Origin of the sequence: Bradyrhizobium prioriisuperbiae, from assembly GCF_032397745.1 — a bacterium.
Taxonomy (GTDB): Bacteria; Pseudomonadota; Alphaproteobacteria; order Rhizobiales; family Xanthobacteraceae; genus Bradyrhizobium_A; species Bradyrhizobium_A prioriisuperbiae.
In genome coordinates this window covers 3400081-3418577 of record NZ_CP135921.1, presented here as the reverse complement: position 1 = coordinate 3418577, position 18497 = coordinate 3400081, and the positions used below count along the sequence as shown (strand labels likewise).

The following is an 18497-nucleotide window of genomic DNA, read 5'->3' as shown; positions in this document are numbered from 1 at the left end:
AGGCCATCTTAGTTTGCTTCCTTGCGCACCGCATCCGCAATGCCTTTCCAGAGCGCGTCCTTGAACTGTGTGATCGCCGGGCTCGCCGGCAGGTCCGGCGGCTCGGAACGCTTGCGGCAGTCTTCCACCAGTTGCAACACCCAGACCTCGCCGTCGGTGAAATACAGATCGCCGCCGCCATTGCGCGCCAGCAAAGTCGGGCCGATGCCGGAGACCTGATAGCGCGCCTGCAGCAGGCCGGCTTGCTGCAGGCCAGTCGCGACGAACTGGCGTTCGAAGTCGATGTCCGGTGAGATGTGGTGGGTGATGGCACCGGTGTAACGGCTGAAGCCGACGCTGCGATCGAAGGTGGCGGCGGCGAGCCAGACCGGGCGCTGCTGATCGCCCTCACTCAGCACCCGCCACATCCGCACATGATGGCGCCGGTCGGCGCTGCCGCCCTCCGGCTTCTCGAACGCCAGATCCTCGTGCCGCCCCGCATAAAACAGCGGACTGACCGGCGCGGTGGGATAGGGACGATGCAGCAGCACGCTGCCGAAGATGTCGATACTCGAACGCAGCGTGACCGGATCGGCGGGATGCCAGCCGGCGTCGTGCATGGCGCAGAGAATATCGCGGGACGATCCCACCAGTGCGAGATTGATCGGGTCGCCGGGAATGCCCTGGGCCGTGGCGGTGACCATCGGCAGGCCGGCGAGTTTTTTCTCGTGCTCGAAATGCCGCCACACCGCCGGCAACGCGACATAGGCCACGAACACGTAGAACAGGATGACCAGGGCCACCAGCGACGTGGTGTGCCGGATGCGGGATCGCGCAGGCTTATGAGATTGAGACACGGAGCAGTTCAGCGGGATGCCGGCACAATCCGGCATCGGTGGCGCGACAAGAGGGAAAGCAGATCAGACGGCCGAAGCCGTCTGATCGCGTCAGGGAAGGTCGTGCCGTCAGCCCTTCAGCTTCTTGGTGCATTCGCTGTAATAGCCGCCGCCCTTCTGGATCCATTTCAGGCCGCCATTCTCATTGCTGGCCTTGTTGGCATTATACTGATCCACGCAGGTGTGCATGCGCGCCTTGCCGGGCGTTTCGCTGGAATATTTCGGCGCCACCGCCGCCGGGAAAACGGCATTGCCGACCGGAGCGGCAGGGGCCGCCGGTGCAGCCGCGGGCGCTGCAGCGGTCTTCGCCGCCGGCTTCGCAGCCTCCTTGGGCGCTGCGGGCGCGGGGGCAGCAGGAGCCGCAGGCGCTGCGGCGGTGGTCGCCGGCGCTGCGTCGGTGCCGCATTGCGTCTTGCGGAAATCGTTCCATTTTTGATTGCCGAGCGAACCGCCATCCTTCGCGGCTTTATACTTCGCACTGCATTCCTGCATGGTCAGAGCCTGAGCAGGCAGGGCTGCGCCGCACAGCAATCCGGACAGCAGCGCAGCACCGACTATCTTCTGTTGAATGTTCATCGCAACCTCCCTTGCAAAACCAGATCCAGAAACAGAGCCAATGGATCCAGTGATCATCCTAGCCCACCGCACCGGCGTTACAAACGCCGACGTGTTTGCGCCGCCAAAAAAACGTGATCAGAAACAATCGGCCATTCACCTGCGGTTCAGGAGCGCGCCGCGAACGTGCGTCCCTCGTCGACTGCCCCCGTCGACTGTTCAACACGAGGTCCACCATGACACTTGCGTCCCGTGCCGCTGCCGTCGCGTTCGCGTCCCTCTTCCTGATGGGCACGGCCTTCGCCCAGGCCCCTGCCGCCGCCCCGGCGGCGCCCGCCGCCAAAGCCGCACCGGCCGCGACCCCCGCCGCCCCGGCTGCGAAAGCCACCGAGGCGAAAGCCAAGCCCGAGCGAACCGCCGCCTCGCTGGAATGTTCGAAGGAGGCCGACGCCAAGGGGCTTAAGGGCAAGGAGCGCAAGAAATTCCGCTCCCAGTGCAAGCGCGACGCCGGCAAGGCTGCGAAATAAACCAGGCCGCCACATAAATTGAAGCAGAAGGGACGGACCTCCGTCCCTTCTGCACGTTTTGTCGACATGTCCTGGCTGACGTCAGCCGGGGCATCTGCAGCCGGACATCTGTAGCCATGATACCTGCGCCATCGCCCATGCGCAGACTGGTGATTGCGGCCCGGTGCCGGGATTGCGATAAGTGTGCAACGCACACATAAGCTTGTTATGTCGCACGCATTGCCCGATCAGTCTTTGTCGACCAAGTCCTTGCTCACGCGATCCGCCGCGCTGCAGCTGCTCGAGACCATCGCGTTCGGAGCGGTCGGCGGGGTGCTGTTCTGGTGGGCGCAGCTGCCCGGCGGGCTGATCTCGGGCGCAATGATCGCGGTGGCGTCGGCCGCGATCGCGGGCCGGCCGCTGGCACTGCCGCCGATCTTCTCCCACATCATCCTGATGACACTCGGCGTCTCGCTGGGATCGATGGTGTCGCCGCAGATGCTCAAGAACGTCAGCGAGTATCCCCTCACCATCGCGGTGCTGGCGCTGGCGACCTTCGGCGCCACCTTCGGCAGCAGCTTCTATCTGCAGCGCGTCCATGGCTGGGACCGCGCCTCGGCGTTTCTCGCCGGCAGTCCCGGCGCGCTGTCACAGATCATCATGCTGGCGACCGAGAAAAAGGCCGACGTGCCCGGCATTGCCGTGGTGCAGACCCTGCGCGTCATCATTTTGACTGCCGCGCTGCCGCTGGTGCTGAGCCTGATCGGCATGATGCCGCACACCGGCCTCGCGCTCCGCGGCGCGCCGGCAACGCCGCTGTCGCTGGCGATCCTGGCCGCGGCATCGCTTGGTGTGGCGCTGGTGCTGCGCTGGCTGAAATTTCCCGCAAGCTGGATGTTCGGCGCGATGCTGGCCTCCAGCGTGCTGCACGGCAGCGGCTGGGTCGAGGGCGGCCTGCCGCTGTGGGCCTACATGGTGGCGCTGACCGGCATCGGCACGCTCATTGGCACCCGCTTCGCCCGCATCTCCGGCCGCACCTTGCTGCGCCATGTCGCCGCCGCGCTGGGATCGTTCGCGGTGGCGATCGTGATTTCAGCCGCTTTCGTTGCCGTGCTGGTGCTCGCGACCAATGCGCGGCTCAGCGACCTGATCGTGGCGTTCGCGCCGGGCGCGATGGACGCCATGCTGGCGCTGGCGCTGACCCTGCATATCGATCCGGTGTTCGTCGGCGCGCATCACCTGGCACGTTTCGTCTTCGTCTCGATCGCAACCCCCGGCATTGTCCATCTGTTCGGCAGGGATGACGACGATCTGGACGACTGAGTTTTAGACCGGCTGCGTCGCCACGAGATCGGCGGCTCTCGCGCGAATGCGATCCTCGAAAGCGCAGGACTTTCTGATGCGGCGATCCATGTGCACCGCGGTGATTTCGCAGCTTGCGGCGATCTCGCCGGTCTCGGCATTGCGCATCTCGTGACTGAAACGCACCACCTTGTCGCGGATCTCCAGCAAACGGCTTTCCACATCGATGATGTCGCCCGCCAGCAGTTCGCGTTTGTAGCTGATGTTCTGCTGCACCCCGGCCATGCCGCGATGGCTGTCGCGCAGGTAGCTCGGCGTCAGCCCGATCCGGGCGAATACGTTCCAGTTCGCCTCATCGAACTTGCCGACATACCACATGATGTTCATGTGCCCGACATGATCGCACTGCCAGGGATAGACCGTGCCCTTGTGGGTCAGGAATCCGCCGCTGCTCATGGCTGCCTCTCCGTCCCTCGCCTGCCCGGCAGCATCGCGCGCCTACGCTGCCTGCCTGCTTCTGATACGGTAACGTATCACGACCGATCCAGGCTAGCAATACGGCGGCGTATCAGAGGACGGCGGATGAACGAGAACGGGCGCGACGTCTGGATCAAGGCGGGCCTCGCGGCGCTGGCCGCCGGCGGCATCGAGGCGGTGCGGGTCGAGGTGCTGGCCGAGGGCATGGGTGTCACCAAGGGCGGCTTCTACCGGCGCTTCCGCGACCGCCGGCACCTGCTCGACGACATGCTCGCGACCTGGTCGGCGGGGCGGATCGCCGCGATCGAACAGCAGACCCGGCGTGACGGCGACAGCGCGCGCGATCGTCTCACCGCGCTGATCCGGCTCTATGCCGAGCGCATCAACACCGAGGCGATGGCGGTGGAGCTGGCAATCCGGCAATGGGCCCGCAGCGACGCACCGGCGGCAACGGCGGTGGCCGAGGTGGACACCGCGCGGCTGAAGAACGTGGCAAAGCTTTATGGGGCAGCCGGCTTATCGGCTGACGATGCGCGGGCCCGCGCCTTCCTGTTCTATTCGTTCGTGTTCGGGCAAAGCCTGATCCAGTTCGAGGCGGACAGCCCGCGCCGGCGCGCCCGGCTGCTGGACGCCTGCGCCGCGCTGCTGACGGGGACCGATACCCTGGTGACGACAGACTAAGCGCGCCGCAGCGATGCGCGCAGGCCCCACAGCGCAAAGGCGGCCATCAGCAGCGAGATCAGCACATTGTATCCGGCCAGCGAGATGCCGAGAAAACGCCACTGCACCTCGTCGCAGCGGATCACCTTCACCTTGTCCAGCTGTTCGAGCAGGCTGCCGGCGCTGCCGAGATCGACCGCGGACCCCGTGCATTCGGTCGGGCCAGGCCAGAAGCCCCACTCGACACCGGCGTGATAACCGCCGAGACCCGCATTGGCGAGCAGCGCCAGCGCCAGGATCACAAAGCCACCGATCAATAACGGTCGTGCCGCCCCCTGCTTCGCCACAAACGCCACCAGCACCGCCAGCGGGATCGCCAGATAATAGGCGTAGCGCTGCTCGAGGCAGAGCGGACAGGGACGGATATCGAGCACCAGCTGGAAGAACCAGGCGCCGGCAATGGTCGCGAGGCCAATGACGGCGATGGCTGTCGCGGCCAAAACGGCGGACCTTGATTCAAGGCCCGAGACGGCAGGCTTCACACTCGCGTCCATACTCACACTGGGCTCCCGATTGCTCCCGCGTCGTATCGCGAGGGCGGCCGGGTGTCGAGACACCTTCATTCACGAATGGGTGGTCAGACTTTTTGTTTTGACGCGTTTTCTCAGCGCGAACCGGTCTCCACTTCGCTCGAAAACGCTTTCCAACAGTTTCAGCAAGAGAGAATCCCCACCGGCGCAACAATTCCGGCCGCAGCCCCCGCCGGATGGCCAGTTGATCGGGCATGCGGGCCGGATACTGTCCCCAGCACCGCAGCACCGACAAGGATCCTCTCGATGCCCTCCGCGCCCCCCTCCGCCGATCGCCTGATCCGCCCGCGGCAGCCGATGCCGGCCTTCGTCCGCACCGCACTCACGCAGCAGGGCCTGGCCAACCTTTACAAGGCGAGGCCGGCCTACCAGCGCAACGACTATCTGATGTGGATCAACAAGGCCAAACGCGAGGACACCCGCCTGAAACGGCTCGACCAGATGCTCGACGAATTGCGCCGGGGCGGGGTCTACATGCGGATGACATGGACCGGGAATGCCAAGCCAGCGACCAAGTCCACCATTAAGCCCGCTGCCAAGCCCCGCCCTGCTCGCAAATCCCCGCGCCCCGCGGCGAAATCCGTGGGCGGGGCCTCAGGCCAAAAAACTGCCAAATCACGGCGAAAGGCCGGTTGACCCACGGGGATTGCCGGATATAGTCCGCCCGCTTCGCGGTCCCGCCGTCTCACGGCAAGGCCCCGTGGGCCCCTGTGGCGGAACTGGTAGACGCGCTCGACTCAAAATCGAGTTCCGCAAGGAGTGCTGGTTCGATTCCGGCCAGGGGCACCAACTAGGCTGTTCGGGCTCGTTCTGAAGCGTCCGCAACCGTCCGCTCACTACTCGGAAACCCTTGAAAAATAGGCCTTTCGGCGTACATCGGTGTTCGTCACCGTTTGTTCTCATCCGATCCCATCCGGCCGATTTGTTGGTATTTTTGTTGGTATCGTGTTGGTATCGGGAGAACAAACGTTCATGGTGACTTTCGCTATTCCGAACGAGGGAATGAGCAGATGACCCGCAAGAACGACGGCGCGTGCGCCAAGCCCAAGCAGATCAGGACCGACGTCGACTGCCGCGCCGCCCGACCGAAATTCGACAAGGGCGCGTGGAGCCCCGCCAAGATTTCCGACGTGACAGGCGGCGGTCTGTATCTCTTCGTCACGGCGGACGCGAGCCGGCCCGGCAACGCTGCCTCCAAGCTCTGGCGGATGGCCTATCGCTTTCACAGCCGTCAGAAAACCTACTCCATCGGTCCTTACGGCAACGGCAAGGATGGCACGTTCTCGCTCGCCGACGCGCGGCGCGAGCGCGACAAGGCCAAAGACCTCCTCAAGGAAGGCAAAGACCCGAGCACCGAAAAGCAACTCGACAAGCACAGGCAGTCGGCTGCCCGACCTTTCGGGCAATGGGCCGACGAGTGGCTCGCGAAGAAGAAGGTCGAGAAAGTCAAACGCGGCAGGATCGTCGCGGTGCGCGACCCCAAGACCATCGAGGTGCTCGAGCTGCGGGTCGGCTACGTCAAGGATCGCTTCGGCAAGCTGTGCAGGCAAGACATCAAGCGTCCGGACGTGCTTGCTTTCATGCGTTCATATGAAGCCGAAGGAAAGCTGGAAACGCGCGACCGCGTGCGCAGCATCGGTGAGCAAATCTGCGACTATGCCGATGTCGAAGGCGACGGTTATAATCCGTTCCGCAACCTGAATGGTCAGATGATTGCCAACATTTCAACGCCGCGTCCTGGCGTCACCGAACTTCGCGACGTGACACGCGTCTTCAAGCTCATCAGCGTACCGTGGGCTAGAGCGAGGTTTAGTGACGTCGTTGGTCTTGCCTTGCGCTTCGATGCGCTGACAATTCCCCGCCCCGGCATGGTTAATGAAATGGAGTGGAGCGAGGTCGATTGGGATGCCGAACGCTGGACCATCCCAGCAACAAAAATGAAGACTGGTTGGGACCATGTCGTGCCTTTGTCGCGGCAGGCACTTGCAATCTTGCGCAGCGTTCAGGCGCTGACCGGCCATCGCCGGTACGCGTTTTCTTGCTCGAAGGACGCGCCGCTATCAAACAATACGCTCAACAAGCGCTTGCGTTTGCTTGGCATTGACACCAAGACCGATCATTGCGCCCACGGATTCCGGACCACCTTCTCGACCCTGTCTCACCACGAAGAGATCAAGGAAACCAAGGCGTGGGATGGCGATGTCGTCGAGCTGCAGCTCGCGCATCTCGATAACTCCACTGTGGAAGGGCTCTACAAGAAGCACGGACCGCTCGCGCTGATCGGCTCGCGCACGAAGCTGATGCAGCATTGGGCTGACCGGATCGATGGCTGGCTCGATCCCAAGAAGGTGATGCCGATAAAGCGCGGCACGCAGCCCTGATGCTCTACGCCGAGGGTCTACGACACGGTGCGGAAAGCTGACCTTGGCGAAGCCACGCGAAATGCGGACGCTGGCAATGTCCACGCGGGGTCGCCTTGAGCCGCGCACGTCGCCGCCGAAACCCGACCTCCACGCCCACCGGTAATGAGCGGGCTCCTATGACGTCTGCCAGGGGTCGTTCTCTGCCGCGAGCACCACGCCAGCGGTCAGACCTGACGAAGTCGGGTTTCAGACCTGATGCCGAGGACCGCCCCAAGTCGTACGCTGGGGATGGCCGCTTGCAGGCACTTGTCCACTGCAAGCGTCGCCGACGACCTGCTGCGCATCAGTCGCGCGATATGGACAGCCCAGCGAGAAGCGGAGCATAGGCGGCGAGCCTGCGGGACACGAACTCCGTGAAGAGCCGCACGCGCTTCGTCTTGCGAGACTCCCCCTTTGTGAGAAGCCAGACGGTTCCGTACATGTGCAGGTCGGTGCCCGGCACCCTTACCAGTTGAGGGTCGGCATCTCCGACGAAGCACGGCATCGTCGTAATCCCGAGGCCTTGCCGTACCGCAACGAGCTGCGTCTCAGCGTCCGAAGTCCTGAATGGAACCCCGATGGTGCGAACCTCACCCTCGCTGGCCCAATCCGGAATTCCATGAACGCTTATGACGATCCACCGGATGGGATCCGGCGTGCCCGCACGCCACGCGGCTAGTCGATCGCGAGATATGTAGACGCCTCCGAACAGCTCCGGTCCCTTCAGGCCATGAAGATTGAGCGGCAGGGTCTTGCGGTCGTAGACGACGCGGATCGCGACGTCGGCCTGTCGGTTGGTCAAATTTGCCAGCTCGCCGGACGACATGATGTCCATCTCGATGTCCGGATGCAGACGCGCGAAATTGGCGAAGTCCGGCATCAGTAGATGTGTCGCAAGGGGCGGTGCCAGCGTCACCCGCAGAAGCCCGCGCACGCTCTGGTCGCGCCCGAAGACGCGCGTCTCCAGCAGGTGCGATGACGCCTCCATCTGGTCCGCGAACTCAAGGACCTCCTCGCCCGCAGCCGTCAAGCGGTAGCCCGAAGGCAGCTTTTCGAACATGCGCACCCCGAGGCGCTCCTCCAGCTGCGCGATGCGCCTCAGCACCGTGGCGTGGTTCACCTCGAGGCGGTCGGCGGCCGCGCGGACAGACCCGTGCCGCGCCACCGCTAGAAAATACCGAACATCGTCCCAATCGATCGCCATCGTGTCCCTGTCCACACACCCCGATGCATTGCCGTAGTGCGGTGCGGTTAGCACCGATCATGTAATGCGGGTGGTGAGATTATGCACCACCATTGTGCGACTTTCCGTACTGATAGCGCTGAATTCGGCGCGCTAACTCCAAAGCGTAAGCGGCGACGCGCCCGTCAATGACCCGCTGGCGGATTCCACTGCGCCGCATCCGCAACACTCGGGGGCTTGCCGGGTCCCACCGCCAAGCCGCAGGAGAAGTACATGAGCTACGCAATCATCGGCTTCGGCAACATCGGCCAGGCGCTCGCCAAAGCGTTCGCCCGCAACGGCATCGAAGTATCCGTTGCGACCACTCGCGACCCGGAAAGCTTCGCATCCGTTGCGACCGCGATCGGACCCACCATCATCCCGAAGAAACTGGCGGAGGCGGTCAAGGCGGACATAGTCTTTTTGGCTGTCCGTTTCGAGTCGCACCGGGTTGTCGCGAAGGCGCTGCCCTCCTGGCAGGGAAAAACCATCGTCGACGTGACCAATGCCTACGGCGTGTCCCCTGAGGAACTGGGGGGGCAACCTTCTTCCAAAGCCGTCGCGCAGGCCTTTACTGATGGGAGACTGGTGAAGGGCTTCAACCATTTGGCCGCCGCCATCCTCGGCCAGGATCCGGCCGTGCACGGCGGCAGGAGAGTCATGTTTCTGGCGAGCGACGATAACGCCGCCGAGACGGAGATTGCGGCGCTCGCTCAAAAACTCGGTTTCTCGCCGATCAAACTCGGCGGGCTTTCGGAAGGCGGACGGCTTGTCCAGGCGCGCGGGAATAGTTGGGCTCATCTGATCTTCCAGGACCTGGTCAAGTTCGACTGACGGCTCGCGATCACAGATGTCGCAGCAAACAAATCTGAATCAATCCGAAAGGGATCTATCCATGACAGCCGCATTGTCCGACCACTCACTCGATCAGATATTCCGTTCCGCCCGCACCCCCAACGGTTGGGCAGATCGTCCCGTTGAGGACGCTACGGTGCGCGAGGTCTACGACCTCATGAAATGGGGGCCGACATCTGCGAACAGCAGTCCCGCGCGTTTCGTTTGGGTCCGTAGCGCGGACGGCAAGGCAACGCTCGCGGGGCTTGCCATGGAACCGAACAAGCCGAAAATTCTGAAGGCTCCTGTCACGGTCATCATCGGTCACGATCTGGATTTCGCCGGCGAGCTTCCGAAGCTCATGCCTCACAACGCCGAGGCCATGCAGAAGGCCTTTGCGGCACCGGGCGTGGCTGAGGTGACGGCAATGCGTAACGGGACGTTGCAGGGCGCCTATCTCATCGTCGCTGCGCGGGCGTTGGGGCTGGACTGCGGCCCCATGTCCGGCTTCGACAATGCCGGCGTGGACAAGGCGTTCTTCTCGGGCACGCGGGTCCGGTCGAACTTCATCTGCTGCATCGGGCACGGCGATCCAGCTTCCGTGTTCCCGCGCAATCCTCGCCTAAGTTTTGAGGAAGCCGGTCGCTGGGCGTAAGCGGCCAGTCTTCGACCCATCCGATGGGGCTCGTTGCCCACTCCATCGATCGCGCCAACTCCTCACCCGGAGTTGGCCTTCTCGGCCGAGTGTGCACGCAGCACGGATACGCCCGAACATCAAATCTCCAACGAAGGATGAATGACATGAACAGACTGAATGGAAAAACCGCCGTGATCACCGGTGGCGCCACCGGCATCGGCCACGCTGCCGCGAAGCGCTTCGTCGAGGAGGGTGCATTCGTCTTCATCTACGGCCGCCGGCAGGAAGCGCTCGACGCCGCTGTGGCCGACCTCGGGCCCAATGCCCGCGCGGTGAAGGGCTCGGTATCCAATGAGGCCGACCTCGACCGACTCTACGCGGCAGTGAAGGCCGAGCGCGGAACCCTCGACATTGTCTTCGCCAATGCCGGGGCGGGAAGCCAGCTTCCGCTCGGCAAGATCACCGCCGAGCACATTGACGAAACCTTCGACACCAATGTGAAGGGTACGATCTTCACGGTCCAGAAGGCGCTGCCGCTGATGGGCAAGGGCGGTTCGATCATCCTGACCGGATCGAGCGCCGGCACCACGGGCGCCCCGGCGTTCACCGCTTACAGCGCGAGCAAGGCGGCAGTGCGTAACCTCGCAAGGACATGGGCGGAGGACCTGAAGGGCACCGGCATACGGGTAAACGTGCTGTCGCCGGGGCCGACAGCGACCGAGCTCGCGAAGGCGGCGTTGGGCGAAGAGGGCCAGAGAGCCTTCGCCGCGATGAACCCGCTCCAACGCATGGCCGATCCGGCGGAGCTCGGGGCAGCGGCTGCGTTTCTAGCATCTCCGGACAGCAGCTTCATGACCGCGAGCGAACTCGCCGTCGACGGCGGCCTCGCCCAACTCTGACGGGCGACGCCAAGCGGCGCTCCGTTCGATCATTCGGAGCGCCCTTGCAAAGGAAGAGCAACATGCACGTCTTCGTCATCGGCGGGACCGGCCATTCCGGTCCTTACATCATTTCCGAGCTCGTCGCCGCCGGCCACGAAGTCACCGCCCTGGCCCGGTCGGACGCGGCTGTTGCGGCGGTGTCTGCGCTCGGCGCGAAGGCGCGTCGCGGCAGCCTCGAGGATCTCGACGGGCTCAAGGCGGCGGCCGCGGACTTCGACGGCGTCATTCACGTCGCGCACAGGCAAGACCTGCTTACCTTCGGCGGACTCGACGCCGTGGCCGCCGCGGAGCGCCAGATCATGCTCGCATACGGCGAGGCACTGGCAGGCTCCGGAAAAGCGCTGGTCGTGTCGGGCAGCATCGGCTCGCCAGGATGGGAAAACCTAGGCCGGCCAGCCACAGAGGAGGACCCGGCCCTTCCCGGCGGCGAGGCGTACAGGGGTACTCTGCGGGTTCGCAACATCGTGGAGACGACCGTAATCGACCTCGCGGAGCGAGAAGTGCGGTCTTCGATCGTGCGGATTCCTCCCGTCATGCACAGCACGACCGATCATGCCGGGTTCCTGCCGCTGCTGATCGGGCTCGCGAAGGAGAAGGGCGTCATCGGGTATCCCGGAGACGGCACGAACGTTTGGCCGGCCGTGCACGTCCGCGATCTCGCCTCCTTGTTCCGCTTGGCGCTGGAGAAGGGCCCGGCCGGCAAATATTGGCACGGGATCGAGGGCGAGAGCATCCGGTTTCGCGAGATCGCCGAGGCCATCGGCAGCCGTCTCGGCCTGCCGGCCGTGAGCATTCCCGCCGACGTACTGATGCTGCCGGGATATTTCGGGTTTCTCACGAATTTGGTCACGCTGGACCTCCCGGCGTCCAATGCCATCACGCGTCAGGCCCTCGGCTGGAGACCCGCTCAGCCCGGCCTGCTCGAGGACCTCGACAACGGCCACTACTTCCCGTCGGTCGAGCCCGCCTAGCACCGTAACTCCTAGGAGACTGAGCATGAGAACCATCAGCATCGTAGGCGCAGGAAAGATGGCCACGGCGATCGCCGGCCGTATTGCCAACGCCGGGCATAACGTCGAGGTCGTCAACCGCGACCCCGCCAGGGCGCGGGCGTTGGCCGACCGGCTCGCAGCCGGAACAACCACAGGGGCTTACGGCGCGGCGCCAGCGGGCGACATTGTCATCCTCGCCGTGCCGTACACAGGTGCGGCGGCGGCGGTGGCCGACTTTGGGAAAGCGCTCGACGGCAAGGTGATCATCGACATCACCAACCCGGTTGCCCCCGACCTCTCGGGCCTCGTCACGCCCCACGGCAGTTCTGGCGCACAGGAGATCGCCAAGAGCCTCCCCGCCGGCGCGCATGTCGTGAAGGCGTTCAACACCATGTTTGGCCACGTCCTTGCCAAGGGTGGACGGCTCGACGCGTTCATCGCAGGCGACGATGCGAAGGCGAAGATGCGCGTCTCGACCTTCCTCGAGAGTCTCGGGTTGCGTCCGCTCGACGTCGGCGGCCTCAACATGGCCCAGACGCTCGAGGCACTCGGCCTGATGATGATCGGCCTGGCCAAAAGCGGCGCAGGCACCTGGGACGTCGCGTTGAAAGTCGAGATCGGCTGAATCACCGACACCACGAACCGACAACGCGTGGCTTGACGACAGCTCCGACGCACCATCGGGCCCACAACGAACTGCAGAAAGGATTTGAAATGCCCGGCAATGAAGCAATCATCAGAGAGCTCTATGCAGCGGGAGAAGGGCGAGGAACTGATACCGAAAAGTTCGTCTCCATGTTCTCTGCCGAAGGTTACATGTGGGATATGGCTACCGGCGTGAAGTTCCGCGGGCAGGCCATCGGCGATTCCATTGCGCGACTCGCAAACGCCTTTCCCGACGTCCACCGTGAAATGTTGAACGTCTACGTCGCGGGGAATGTCGTCGTCGTAGAGACCGCAATTCAGGGGACGCACAGAGGTGAACTTGCCCTTGCTTCCGGAACACTAGCTCCGACGGGCAAGGTGATCGACGTCCCGTCCTGCGATGTCTTTCACCTCGAGAACGGGAAGATAGTATCCTTTCATTGCTACAACGAGGCATCCGCGATGCAGCAGCAACTAGGCGTCGGTCCCGGCTGAATCGCCGGCGCTGGGCTATCCGATGTGAGAGAAATGGAGAGGTGTGATGAGCATCGAACAGAATACCCAGATCGTTAGGGACTTCTTTGCGGCAATGGGCCGAAGCGACAGGCAAGGTCTGCTCGCGTTGTCCGCCGAGAACATCGAGTGGATCATTCCGGGCGAGGACTGGCCGCTGGCCGGTACGCATCGTGGGCATGCGGGATTGGCGGATTTGCTTCAGCAGGCTTCCGAGACGGTGGAGACTTCTTACCCAGCGCCTCCCGAATTCGTAGCACGAGGAGACCGGGTTCTGGTCGTCGGCTTCGCAAAGGGAAAAATCAAAGCGACGAATAGAGCGTTCGAGGATCATTGGATCTTCGCCATAACCGTCCGAAATGGCAAACTTACGAACATCCGGGAGTATATCGATACGCAAGCACTGGCGCGCGCATCTAAGATGGACGCGAGCCCCAGGCCGTAGCCTGTCGAGAGACCGATTCCACGCGAAAAATTAGCGAATACGTTCCACAGCGGCAACATTTCCGAAGAGCGCGCTTCCGAGAATCAGCGGGATCCTTATTGTCGCGATGGGACGAGGCGCTCGTGCAAACGGCAACGCATTTAGGCTTGGGTAGCGAAGTGATCCAATGGATCGGAACGAAGGCGCTGGAGGCTCCGACTGACGCGTTCAATTACTTCGGCAACGAGAGGATCTTCTGCGCCGACATTTTTTTGACGTTGAGTTGGAGCGGCGTCGAATGTCAGTATTAGGAAAGATTCACAACGGAGCCCGGCAGTAGCGTTGCAAACGATTGGGGAGGCATCCCTGCTTCCGCGAGCGCCGTGGCTAGGTCTCGGAACGGTTCATCGTAACCTTCGTCCGTGAGGCGGAACGTACCCCAGTGATGACCGATCGCTTGCCGCGCACCGCAGAGGCGCAAGGCTTCCACGGCCTCGGCCGGATTCATATGTTGATCCTTCATGAACCAGCGAGGCGCGTAACCCCCGACGGGCAGCAGCGCCAACCGCAGCCGTGGATGCGCGCGGGCCACGTCACGAAACGTGCCGCCATCGCCGAAGGCCGTGTCGCCCACGAAGTAGATGCCGCCACCCGGCGCCTCGATTACAAACGACGCCCACAAAGCGTGCCGCCTGTCGTTGAGTCCGCGTGCCGACCAGTGGTGCGTCCGGCGAAGATGAACGACGACCTGCGGGTTCAAACGAATACTGTCACCCCAGTCGCCGCTCTCAACAGCAATGGTGTGGTCCGCACCCCGAATGATGGCATCGTTGCCGAGCGGCACGATGATTCGAGGCCGGTCGCGCCGCCAGAGGCGGGCGAGCGTGCCGAGATCCATGTGATCGTAGTGACTGTGGCTGACGAGGACCGTGTCGATGGGTGGCAAGTCGTCGAAGGCGATGCCGGGCGGACTGTGTCGCGCCGGCCCGGCAAACGCCAGCGGGCTGGCGCGTTCCGACCAGACCGGATCGAGGAGGATATTAAGGCCATCGACTTGAACGAGGAAACTCGCGTGACCAACGAACGAGACGCGACAACGAGCTGTTTCCAACCGCGCCGGCGGCCGGTCGGGGACGATAGCAGGCAGGGTGGCCGGCCAAGGCGTCGCGCGGGAGCCAAGCTGCCAACGCAGAACGTCGACCAGGCCACGGTCCTCGTCCCTGGTGCCCGGATTGAAGAAGCGTGTGCCGTCGAAGTGGTCGCTGGCCGGTCCTTGATAATAGGTGTTGGTTCGTGCGAACGCGCGGTTCGGCAGAACGCTCGCAATGAGAGCGGTGAAGCCCGCAATTGCCGAGCGTCGCGAGGGCCTGTTGCTCACCATCAGGACGCAGCGACAGCGTGGCGGTCGCCCCGATGAGAAGTCAAACCGGCAGGGCCGGACTTGGCGCCTCCCATGGCGGCTAGTCCGTTGCTCATCGTGGTTCGCGGCGTGTACCCCAGATCGGCCTGCGCCTTGTCGGTGCGGACCGTGAAAGGCTTTCCGATCAATCGGAGCATCTGGCGAGTGATGGGAGGCTGCCCCTTGAGGCGCAGCAGGCGCCAGACAGCTCCCATCAGACCTGCCATCGTCCAAGCCACCCGGAACGGGACAGCCTTGTCGGACACGCTTACGCCGCGAGTGGCGAGCAAAGCCGAGATGAAGCCCTTGAGTGTGCTTTTCTCACCGTCGGCAACGAAATAGGCCTCGCCGCCACGGCCTCGGTCCGCGGCGAGAACAAGTGCATCGCAAAGGTTGTCGACGTGACAGCTCGACATCGCCTGCCGACCGCCGTCGACCCATTGCCAGCGGCCGGCATGTACGGTCTCGACCATTTCTTCGAGGGTCGGCATCCCGGCACCCCAGACGAATGGTGGGCGCAGCGCGATCGTTTCGAAGTCAGGTCGCACGCGGTTAGCGCCCAATACGAGGCGCTCGCCTTTAGCCTTCGAGGAGCTGTAAGGGGAGAAGGCGCGGAACTGCAGGGGAAGGGTCTCGTCTATATCTATCATAGGCTCGGGGTCACCCATCACCACAGCGGCCGCGCTGACAGCGATCACCCTGCGCACACTTGCGGTGGCCGCGGCCGCGTCCACGACATTGCGCGTTCCTTCGACGTTCGCCTGATCGAAAAGCGACTGCTTGCCCCAGAGCTTGAAGTGCGCGGCCACGTGGAACACTACCTCGCAACCCGCCATGGCGTCTCGCAACGCTGACTTTTCAGCGAGGCTGCCTTTTACCGGCGTGGCACCCAGCGCTCGCACTTCGGCCTCGCTTTGAGGACTTCGCGCGAGCGCCCGAACCTTCCAGCCGCGTTCCAGCAGATGTGGAATCAGCCGTCCGCCGACGAAGCCCGAACCGCCGGTCACGAGCGCGGTGCGGGATGGTTCGGGGGGGATGTTCAAGTTCGCCATCGGAGTTCCCTTCGTGAGGTGAGACCCCAACGTAGCACTCGTCCAAACATAATTCAACGAACATATTTCATAATATGTTCTGCATTGTTTGTTCCAGAAAGCTACTTTATGTTGCCAACATGAAGGCCGACATGTCCGAACCCGCCTCACAAATCGACGAACAGTCCTTTCGTACGCAGATCCTCGACGCGGCGCGCATCCAGGTACGACGCCACGGCGAGGCCAAGACGAACGTGGTGGACATTGCCCGCGCCCTCGGCACCTCACACACGACGATCTACCGGCACTTCCGCAGCAAGGCGGATATATTCGACGCCTTGGTGATCGAAGCGATGCGTGACGAGGAGGAGATGGCAAACCGTTTCGTCGAGACGGATGGACCCATCGTCGAGCGTCTGGAAGGAATGGTGCTGGCACTGCATGCCCGTAAGCGCGAACGTTTTGCGACCGATCCTGAGGTTTACGGGCTCTATCGCCGCATCGTTGAAGAGCGGCCGGAGATCATCACGGCCTACTCGGTCGCGATGACGGCCTTGATCGCCCGCATCCTCGCCGATGGCGTCCGGCGCAAGCAGATCCGGATCGACAACGTCGAGGCCGCGGCGGTCGTCGTGCGAGACGCCGTCACCGTCTTTGTTCATCCTGCACATGTTGCCACCGCCGTTGCGGCCGGCTTGCCCAGCGAGCGGATGGCCCGCAACGTCGTGCGTACGCTTTGCGCGGCGTTCCAAGCCGGGGTCGACCTGGTCTGACGCCAGTCGAAATCCAGAGCGGGACGAACGAAGAAGATTTCGCGCCGAAATCGTGCGGAAGAAATTCTGGACCACTGAACGGCCGCTGACTTCCTTCGTTGCGGATAACCACCGTGACGGGCGCCAGCAATATCTTGGGTCGATTCCGTTCGAAAGCGCGTTCTGCGAGCTTTGCCTTGCCTTCCGGACTGCGAACCCAGACGAACCGTGCCGGGCTGGAGGTGCCTGAAGTCGGCCCCCATTTCATGATTTCGTGGCGCGCGCGGATCACGCGTTCCTCGACAGGGCTCTCCGTCCAACCCTGATGGGTCCAGGCGGACCGAAAGATTTGATCGAGCGCGTCGGCAGATACGGCATTCTTCAGCCTGGTAACTTTTCTCTTCGAGTTTCGTTCAAGCCGGGTGCTAAGCGACGAAGCGGACGACGCCGCCGTCTACGCGCAGCGCCGCCCCACTGGTCGCGGAAGCTTGCTCCGAGCACACGTAGACGATCATGTTGGCGACCTCGTCGGTGGTCGCAAAGCGTTGGATGAGCGTGGTCGGACGCATCGCCTTCAGGAAGCCTTGCTCGGCTTGCTCTTGTGTGATTCCGTTTGCCTCGGCCTGCTTCGCCATGAAGTCACCCAGGATCTCGGAACGGGTCGGTCCCGGCAGGACGGCGTTGACGGTTACGCCCGTGGCCGCGACCGCCTCGGCAAGCCCGCGCGAGACCGCGAGTTGCGCGGTCTTGGTCATGCCGTAGTCAAGCATTTCCTTGGGGATGTTGACCGCGGATTCGCTGCTCACGAACACGACGCGGCCCCAGCCTTTCGCCACCATGCGCGGCACGTAGTGGCGCGTCAGGCGCACGCCGCTCATCACATTCAACTGGAACAGGCCAAGCCAGTCCTCGTCGGGGATTTTCGCAATGTCCTCGACGCCTTTGTATTCCCGGATGAAAGCCGTACCGACGTTGTTCACGAGGATGTCGGCGTCCGGCACCTGCGCGCAAAAGGCTTTGGCGCCCTCGGCGGTCGAGAGATCGGCGACGACGCCCGAGATCTCATTCCCCGGGAACGACTTGCGCATCTGCCGCACAGCTTCGTCGACTCGCTCTTGCTTTCGGCCGTTGACGACGACCGAAGCGCCGGCACGTACCAGTCCTTCCGCGGTCGCGCGGCCGATGCCGGCGGTAGATCCCGTTACGATCGCCTTGCGGCCCTTCAGTTCGATCTTCATGCCGTCGATCTCCAACGATTGCGTCCAACGATAACCTCGGCACGTAGAACGCCACCTCGCGTTGCCGCGAGCAGACGCCGACCGCGCGATCAGGTCTCCGCGCGCGCCCCGCGCGCAAGGCATGGCGCGGGCCGGCTCCTCTTCACGAAGCTAAGTAGGAGGTGCGCAAGCGAACGGGATTCCCGAATCTTCAACATCGGTTGTGCGTTTATGCACCATTTTGCGCAGGCCACGCGTCGCAGGAGCTACCGCGCCTTCATGAAGTCGACGCCCGCGACGATGCCCCGAGCGTCGGCGAGCAAAGCGGCGCCGGCTGGCGTCAGCGTCGGATAGCGCGCCGAGCGATCGAACAGCCGGGCGCCGCCGACCAAATCGCTGATCACGGACTGTGCCCGACGCAATTTACGGGCAGCGGCCGAAAAGCTACCTTCATCGGCAGAAACGATGAAGGTCCTGAGTTGGTCAAGGGAGAGGCCATCCAATATCAAGGGGCCATTCTACG

Annotated in this window: 21 protein-coding genes, 1 tRNA gene and 1 pseudogene; 14 read left to right on the top strand and 9 right to left on the bottom strand. The window is 63.4% G+C overall.

Annotated elements, in window-relative coordinates; translation table 11 throughout:
- Window positions 1–8 precede the first annotated feature (8 nt).
- On the bottom strand, window positions 9–872 hold the full coding sequence (locus tag RS897_RS16045; RefSeq protein ID WP_407654502.1) for an LssY C-terminal domain-containing protein: 864 nt from the start codon (window positions 870–872) through the stop codon (window positions 9–11).
- A 72-nt stretch (window positions 873–944) separates the two neighbouring features.
- A complete protein-coding gene (locus RS897_RS16040; RefSeq protein WP_315837500.1) occupies window positions 945–1451 on the bottom strand; it encodes a hypothetical protein in 507 nt (168 codons plus the stop codon).
- A 215-nt stretch (window positions 1452–1666) separates the two neighbouring features.
- On the opposite strand from RS897_RS16040, the gene RS897_RS16035 reads away from it, so the two are divergent.
- On the top strand, window positions 1667–1957 hold the full coding sequence (locus RS897_RS16035; RefSeq protein ID WP_315837499.1) for a PsiF family protein: 291 nt from the start codon (window positions 1667–1669) through the stop codon (window positions 1955–1957).
- Between the two features lie 249 nt (window positions 1958–2206).
- Window positions 2207–3259: an AbrB family transcriptional regulator gene (locus RS897_RS16030; RefSeq protein WP_407654501.1), complete on the top strand. Its 1053-nt coding sequence runs from the start codon at window positions 2207–2209 to the stop codon at window positions 3257–3259.
- A gap of 3 nt (window positions 3260–3262) precedes the next feature.
- Here RS897_RS16030 and RS897_RS16025 read toward each other — a convergent pair whose 3' ends face one another.
- Complete coding sequence (locus tag RS897_RS16025) at window positions 3263–3694, bottom strand: acyl-CoA thioesterase (RefSeq protein WP_315837497.1); 432 nt, start codon at window positions 3692–3694, stop codon at window positions 3263–3265.
- Between the two features lie 126 nt (window positions 3695–3820).
- Here RS897_RS16025 and RS897_RS16020 point away from each other — a divergent pair, with 126 nt between their 5' ends.
- Window positions 3821–4396 carry a TetR/AcrR family transcriptional regulator gene (locus RS897_RS16020; RefSeq protein ID WP_315837496.1) on the top strand — a complete coding sequence of 192 codons (576 nt, stop codon included), beginning with the start codon at window positions 3821–3823 and terminating at the stop codon, window positions 4394–4396.
- On the opposite strand, the gene RS897_RS16015 is transcribed toward RS897_RS16020, so the two are convergent.
- Window positions 4393–4935: a disulfide bond formation protein B gene (locus RS897_RS16015; RefSeq protein ID WP_407654500.1), complete on the bottom strand. Its 543-nt coding sequence runs from the start codon at window positions 4933–4935 to the stop codon at window positions 4393–4395. The two genes, RS897_RS16020 and RS897_RS16015, sit on opposite strands and share 4 nt — an antisense overlap.
- 276 nt (window positions 4936–5211) lie before the next feature.
- On the opposite strand from RS897_RS16015, the gene RS897_RS16010 reads away from it, so the two are divergent.
- The 3 genes from RS897_RS16010 (at window position 5212) to RS897_RS16000 (ending at window position 7346) form a co-directional block, all read left to right on the top strand.
- Entirely contained in the window at window positions 5212–5601 is a 390-nt protein-coding gene (locus RS897_RS16010) for a YdeI/OmpD-associated family protein (protein ID WP_315837495.1), read from the top strand.
- A gap of 68 nt (window positions 5602–5669) precedes the next feature.
- A tRNA-Leu gene (locus tag RS897_RS16005) sits at window positions 5670–5754 on the top strand.
- Between the two features lie 221 nt (window positions 5755–5975).
- Window positions 5976–7346, top strand: coding sequence for a tyrosine-type recombinase/integrase (locus RS897_RS16000; RefSeq protein ID WP_315837494.1), 1371 nt, complete (start codon window positions 5976–5978; stop codon window positions 7344–7346).
- A 325-nt stretch (window positions 7347–7671) separates the two neighbouring features.
- Here RS897_RS16000 and RS897_RS15995 read toward each other — a convergent pair whose 3' ends face one another.
- Window positions 7672–8571 (bottom strand): LysR family transcriptional regulator, encoded by a 900-nt coding sequence (locus RS897_RS15995; protein ID WP_315837493.1) that lies wholly within the window; start codon window positions 8569–8571, stop codon window positions 7672–7674.
- A 252-nt stretch (window positions 8572–8823) separates the two neighbouring features.
- Here RS897_RS15995 and RS897_RS15990 point away from each other — a divergent pair, with 252 nt between their 5' ends.
- The 7 genes from RS897_RS15990 to RS897_RS15960 all read left to right on the top strand — a co-directional run bounded on the left by RS897_RS15990 (window position 8824) and on the right by RS897_RS15960 (window position 13596).
- Window positions 8824–9423: an NADPH-dependent F420 reductase gene (locus RS897_RS15990; protein ID WP_315837492.1), complete on the top strand. Its 600-nt coding sequence runs from the start codon at window positions 8824–8826 to the stop codon at window positions 9421–9423.
- A gap of 61 nt (window positions 9424–9484) precedes the next feature.
- The gene (locus RS897_RS15985; protein ID WP_315837491.1) at window positions 9485–10078 is read left to right on the top strand and encodes a malonic semialdehyde reductase; all 594 of its coding nucleotides are present in this window, start codon (window positions 9485–9487) and stop codon (window positions 10076–10078) included.
- Window positions 10079–10224: 146 nt separating this feature from the next.
- The gene (locus RS897_RS15980) at window positions 10225–10959 is read left to right on the top strand and encodes an SDR family NAD(P)-dependent oxidoreductase (RefSeq protein WP_315837490.1); all 735 of its coding nucleotides are present in this window, start codon (window positions 10225–10227) and stop codon (window positions 10957–10959) included.
- A 62-nt stretch (window positions 10960–11021) separates the two neighbouring features.
- Window positions 11022–11972 carry an SDR family oxidoreductase gene (locus RS897_RS15975; protein ID WP_315837489.1) on the top strand — a complete coding sequence of 317 codons (951 nt, stop codon included), beginning with the start codon at window positions 11022–11024 and terminating at the stop codon, window positions 11970–11972.
- Between the two features lie 25 nt (window positions 11973–11997).
- The gene (locus RS897_RS15970; RefSeq protein ID WP_315837488.1) at window positions 11998–12618 is read left to right on the top strand and encodes an NADPH-dependent F420 reductase; all 621 of its coding nucleotides are present in this window, start codon (window positions 11998–12000) and stop codon (window positions 12616–12618) included.
- Between the two features lie 89 nt (window positions 12619–12707).
- Window positions 12708–13133 carry a nuclear transport factor 2 family protein gene (locus tag RS897_RS15965; protein ID WP_315837487.1) on the top strand — a complete coding sequence of 142 codons (426 nt, stop codon included), beginning with the start codon at window positions 12708–12710 and terminating at the stop codon, window positions 13131–13133.
- Between the two features lie 46 nt (window positions 13134–13179).
- The gene (locus RS897_RS15960) at window positions 13180–13596 is read left to right on the top strand and encodes a nuclear transport factor 2 family protein (RefSeq protein ID WP_315837486.1); all 417 of its coding nucleotides are present in this window, start codon (window positions 13180–13182) and stop codon (window positions 13594–13596) included.
- 286 nt (window positions 13597–13882) lie between these two features.
- Here RS897_RS15960 and RS897_RS15955 read toward each other — a convergent pair whose 3' ends face one another.
- Together RS897_RS15955 and RS897_RS15950 are read right to left on the bottom strand one after the other, a co-directional pair.
- Window positions 13883–14956 (bottom strand): MBL fold metallo-hydrolase, encoded by a 1074-nt coding sequence (locus tag RS897_RS15955; protein WP_315837485.1) that lies wholly within the window; start codon window positions 14954–14956, stop codon window positions 13883–13885.
- Window positions 14956–16026 carry an NAD-dependent epimerase/dehydratase family protein gene (locus tag RS897_RS15950; protein WP_315837484.1) on the bottom strand — a complete coding sequence of 357 codons (1071 nt, stop codon included), beginning with the start codon at window positions 16024–16026 and terminating at the stop codon, window positions 14956–14958. Before RS897_RS15950 ends, RS897_RS15955 begins: the two co-directional genes overlap by 1 nt.
- A gap of 119 nt (window positions 16027–16145) precedes the next feature.
- Here RS897_RS15950 and RS897_RS15945 point away from each other — a divergent pair, with 119 nt between their 5' ends.
- Complete coding sequence (locus RS897_RS15945) at window positions 16146–16778, top strand: TetR/AcrR family transcriptional regulator (RefSeq protein ID WP_315837483.1); 633 nt, start codon at window positions 16146–16148, stop codon at window positions 16776–16778.
- 404 nt (window positions 16779–17182) lie between these two features.
- Here RS897_RS15945 and RS897_RS15940 read toward each other — a convergent pair whose 3' ends face one another.
- Window positions 17183–17995, bottom strand: a complete 813-nt coding sequence (locus RS897_RS15940) for an SDR family NAD(P)-dependent oxidoreductase (RefSeq protein WP_315837482.1) — start codon at window positions 17993–17995, stop codon at window positions 17183–17185.
- Window positions 17996–18243: 248 nt separating this feature from the next.
- Window positions 18244–18480, bottom strand: a pseudogene (locus RS897_RS15935) (LysR family transcriptional regulator); the annotation flags it as partial.
- Window positions 18481–18497: the final 17 nt, after the last annotated feature.

Excerpts from the sequence above, each read along its gene's own strand:
- RS897_RS16045 (WP_407654502.1), bottom strand. The coding sequence starts at position 872 with ATGCCGGATTGTGCCGGCATCCCGCTGAACTGCTCCGTGTCTCAATCT.
- RS897_RS16040 (WP_315837500.1), bottom strand. The coding sequence starts at position 1,451 with ATGAACATTCAACAGAAGATAGTCGGTGCTGCGCTGCTGTCCGGATTG.
- RS897_RS16035 (WP_315837499.1), top strand. The coding sequence starts at position 1,667 with ATGACACTTGCGTCCCGTGCCGCTGCCGTCGCGTTCGCGTCCCTCTTC.
- RS897_RS16025 (WP_315837497.1), bottom strand. The coding sequence starts at position 3,694 with ATGAGCAGCGGCGGATTCCTGACCCACAAGGGCACGGTCTATCCCTGG.
- RS897_RS16020 (WP_315837496.1), top strand. The coding sequence starts at position 3,821 with ATGAACGAGAACGGGCGCGACGTCTGGATCAAGGCGGGCCTCGCGGCG.
- RS897_RS16010 (WP_315837495.1), top strand. The coding sequence starts at position 5,212 with ATGCCCTCCGCGCCCCCCTCCGCCGATCGCCTGATCCGCCCGCGGCAG.
- RS897_RS16000 (WP_315837494.1), top strand. The coding sequence starts at position 5,976 with ATGACCCGCAAGAACGACGGCGCGTGCGCCAAGCCCAAGCAGATCAGG.
- RS897_RS15995 (WP_315837493.1), bottom strand. The coding sequence starts at position 8,571 with ATGGCGATCGATTGGGACGATGTTCGGTATTTTCTAGCGGTGGCGCGG.
- RS897_RS15990 (WP_315837492.1), top strand. The coding sequence starts at position 8,824 with ATGAGCTACGCAATCATCGGCTTCGGCAACATCGGCCAGGCGCTCGCC.
- RS897_RS15985 (WP_315837491.1), top strand. The coding sequence starts at position 9,485 with ATGACAGCCGCATTGTCCGACCACTCACTCGATCAGATATTCCGTTCC.
- RS897_RS15980 (WP_315837490.1), top strand. The coding sequence starts at position 10,225 with ATGAACAGACTGAATGGAAAAACCGCCGTGATCACCGGTGGCGCCACC.
- RS897_RS15975 (WP_315837489.1), top strand. The coding sequence starts at position 11,022 with ATGCACGTCTTCGTCATCGGCGGGACCGGCCATTCCGGTCCTTACATC.
- RS897_RS15970 (WP_315837488.1), top strand. The coding sequence starts at position 11,998 with ATGAGAACCATCAGCATCGTAGGCGCAGGAAAGATGGCCACGGCGATC.
- RS897_RS15965 (WP_315837487.1), top strand. The coding sequence starts at position 12,708 with ATGCCCGGCAATGAAGCAATCATCAGAGAGCTCTATGCAGCGGGAGAA.
- RS897_RS15960 (WP_315837486.1), top strand. The coding sequence starts at position 13,180 with ATGAGCATCGAACAGAATACCCAGATCGTTAGGGACTTCTTTGCGGCA.
- RS897_RS15955 (WP_315837485.1), bottom strand. The coding sequence starts at position 14,956 with ATGGTGAGCAACAGGCCCTCGCGACGCTCGGCAATTGCGGGCTTCACC.
- RS897_RS15950 (WP_315837484.1), bottom strand. The coding sequence starts at position 16,026 with ATGGCGAACTTGAACATCCCCCCCGAACCATCCCGCACCGCGCTCGTG.
- RS897_RS15945 (WP_315837483.1), top strand. The coding sequence starts at position 16,146 with ATGAAGGCCGACATGTCCGAACCCGCCTCACAAATCGACGAACAGTCC.
- RS897_RS15940 (WP_315837482.1), bottom strand. The coding sequence starts at position 17,995 with ATGAAGATCGAACTGAAGGGCCGCAAGGCGATCGTAACGGGATCTACC.